Below are 2,771 nucleotides of genomic sequence, written 5' to 3'. Positions count from 1 at the left end.
GGACTGGACTTTTTGCCCAGCCTCAGGAAAACCCATGTTTTTTGAATTTATTTTCATTTTCATAAAATTTAAAATTTTTAAGCGACAAACTTATGATTTTCTTAATAAACTGTGATAAAATGTCTTAAAATGAGACACGGAGGTTTGTTATGAAAGTCAATCTTCTTATTATCACTTCTGACTACTATTTAGTTGAAAAATTCAAGCACTGTGCCAACGATTTTCACAATCTTAAAGTAACCATTCTAACTGACAAGCCGACTAAAGCTTTCCAATATCTCGAACAACATCAACAAAATTTTGATGCAGTCTTAAATTATGGATATCCATTGACGGACATTCGGCAATATACCACTCTTCCCGTCTTCAAAGTGGAAAATAATCCTTTTGAACTATTAAGAATTCTCACTACGATGAAGCAATACCAAGATAAGACAGTGATAATTGGTGAGGCGTCATTCATTGAGCTAACTCTAGATTTATGCCAACATCTAAATGTCGAATACCCCACCATCGTAACCAAATCCTTAACCAATTTTCAAGAAGATATGTCACGTTCGATTCTGAACCAATATCAATATTACATCTGTAGTTCTGCCTTTTATTCAATTTTAAAATTATACCCAGTCAAGCAAATCCCCTATACATTAGATGAGACCACTATCCGATCGAAATTTATCGAAATTATAAATATCGTGATGCCCATCAAGCAGTCACTATTACAAGCTCATATTCAAAATCAATTGACTAAAAAATTATCTGTGAAATATGCTGTCACCGATCAACAAAATCGGATTCTTATTTCTCAGTTTCCTCATTTAAACTCAGAAACCTTACAAAAGCAATTACAAAATTTAACCGAAGAAAAAACTGTTATTACTGATAAAGCTAACAATCGTTATCAAGTTATCTGCGACGCTATCACTTGGAAGGGATTAATTTTTAATTTATATCAATTTGAGATACTTCCACTATACCCATCGATTAAGCATCCGGCTATTAAAACTTTAACAATCGAAGAACTAAGCGATGAAATTCAAAATGATTGCTTTTACTCGTTCGTACAAGAGAAAAGTCGTAAACATAACATTAATCAATTATTTACTCATTATCCAGGCATCGTTATTTATGGTGAAAAATACACTTTAAAATCAAGACTTGCTCACCTTTTAGCAAGTCAACTCTCTAACCAACTTATCTATCAAATTGATTGTTGCTATATCGATAAGCTTTTTTGGGGGTTATGGCCAGAAATATTAAAGCAAAAAAATATCGTTATCATCTTAAATAACGTTGAACAACTTGACCATGCTCAAACGCAAATAATAATAAGCCATAATAAACACCCGTTACCAATGATTGCGACATATGAACTCAATGATAATCATCCCGAACTTAGTAGCGACTGGAATTCAGCTTATCGCATCTATATGGAACCACTATCGGGGCAACAAGGAAATTTTGAAGAGATGATCGATATTTTAACACTTGATTTGAATGCGATACACGAGGGAATCGTTAGTACCTATACATCAGATGCGATGCATATTCTAAAAGAATATCCATGGCCAGAAAATTATGGTGAGTTAACCAATATCATTAAATATCTGGTCATTAATACCAAAAGGAGCGTCATCAATGAAACTGAAGTGAAGTTCGCATTTAACCAATTATTAAAACACCCTATGCGAGAAGATTTAATAACCAAAGTGATATCTTTTAATCACCCTAGCTTAGAAGAATATATTGAAGAGATTATTCGCTATAAAATTGAAGAAAATCAAGGAAGTATTAAAGAAACGGCAGCTGATCTAAAAATTAGTCGGAGTAAAATTTATCGGTATTTGGATAAAGAGGAGCGTAACCATCAATAATGAATGGTATCACTCCCATATTCTAAGCAAATAAAATAAATTTGTAATCCCCCATCAAATATTATAAGATAAATGAAAAGAAAATAAGGAGGCAATATGAAATTAATTAAAGCAAGTTTTATAGCGTTCTTAATCACGATGATTATTTCCTCATTTATTTTATTTTTCACCTTAGATATTGGTGAAACACCTGAGAAATCAGATATTATTATTGTTGTTGGTGGACAATTATACCGTGAGACAAAAGCAAAAGAACTTTTAGAACAAGGTTATAGTACCTCTAATAAAGTGATTGTTTGGCCATCACTCAAAATCAAAAAATGCTCGTCCCCCTATTAATGATGATATCGTCAATCCTGATAATATAATTGCAGAACCAAAGGCAACGTCTACTTGGACCAATGCCACAGAATCAATCAAAATAATGGAGCAACAAGGATGGAAAACTGCTATAGTGGTAACAAGTGATTTTCATACCAGAAGAACCAAAATGGCCTTTGAAAGAGCAAAAGGCAACCAAAACCTAAAATTCATTTATGTATCTGCCTATCCAAAACAATCGGATCATAAAAATTCATATTTAACCAATAAAAATAATATTAAGTGGGCATTACACGAAATATACAAATATTGGGGATATTTGTTTGGATTGTATTATTATATTGATATATAAAATAGAATAACAGCTTCTCCAAGGGTTTGGGGACTCAACAACTTCTAATGGCAAGTAAAATCCTCCACCAAATGTTGTGGTTTGAATAGACTATGTTAAAATTACCTCCTAAACTGATAATGATCTAATGTTCGTATTATCAGTAGGAGGTTATTATTTTGGGAAAAATTGAGGAGATAAATTATATTCGTAAACGCCGAATAACCAGGTACGTATAACAGCCC

The 2,771-nt window shown here is 32.5% G+C and carries 3 protein-coding genes; all 3 read left to right on the top strand.

The genetic code is table 11. From position 1 onward, the window contains the following. Nucleotides 1-149 precede the first annotated feature (149 nt). Nucleotides 150-1,874, top strand: coding sequence for an AAA-type ATPase lid domain-containing protein (locus tag GSA01S_RS09875; protein ID WP_066127143.1), 1,725 nt, complete (start codon nt 150-152; stop codon nt 1,872-1,874). A gap of 96 nt (nt 1,875-1,970) precedes the next feature. Next, entirely contained in the window at nt 1,971-2,213 is a 243-nt protein-coding gene (locus GSA01S_RS09870) for a hypothetical protein (RefSeq protein WP_066127141.1), read from the top strand. Beyond that, nucleotides 2,167-2,547, top strand: coding sequence for a YdcF family protein (locus GSA01S_RS10605; protein ID WP_083513301.1), 381 nt, complete (start codon nt 2,167-2,169; stop codon nt 2,545-2,547). The genes GSA01S_RS09870 and GSA01S_RS10605 overlap by 47 nt, the downstream gene beginning before the upstream one ends. The last annotated feature ends 224 nt before the right edge of the window (nt 2,548-2,771 follow it).

The organism is Globicatella sanguinis NBRC 15551 (genome assembly GCF_001552295.1).
Taxonomy (GTDB): Bacteria; Bacillota; Bacilli; order Lactobacillales; family Aerococcaceae; genus Globicatella; species Globicatella sanguinis.
This window is presented reverse-complemented; position numbering and strand designations above follow the sequence as displayed.

Bases quoted from the DNA above. Each gene is read 5' to 3' on its own strand.
- GSA01S_RS09875 (WP_066127143.1), top strand. From the start codon at position 150: ATGAAAGTCAATCTTCTTATTATCACTTCTGACTACTATTTAGTTGAA.
- GSA01S_RS09870 (WP_066127141.1), top strand. From the start codon at position 1,971: ATGAAATTAATTAAAGCAAGTTTTATAGCGTTCTTAATCACGATGATT.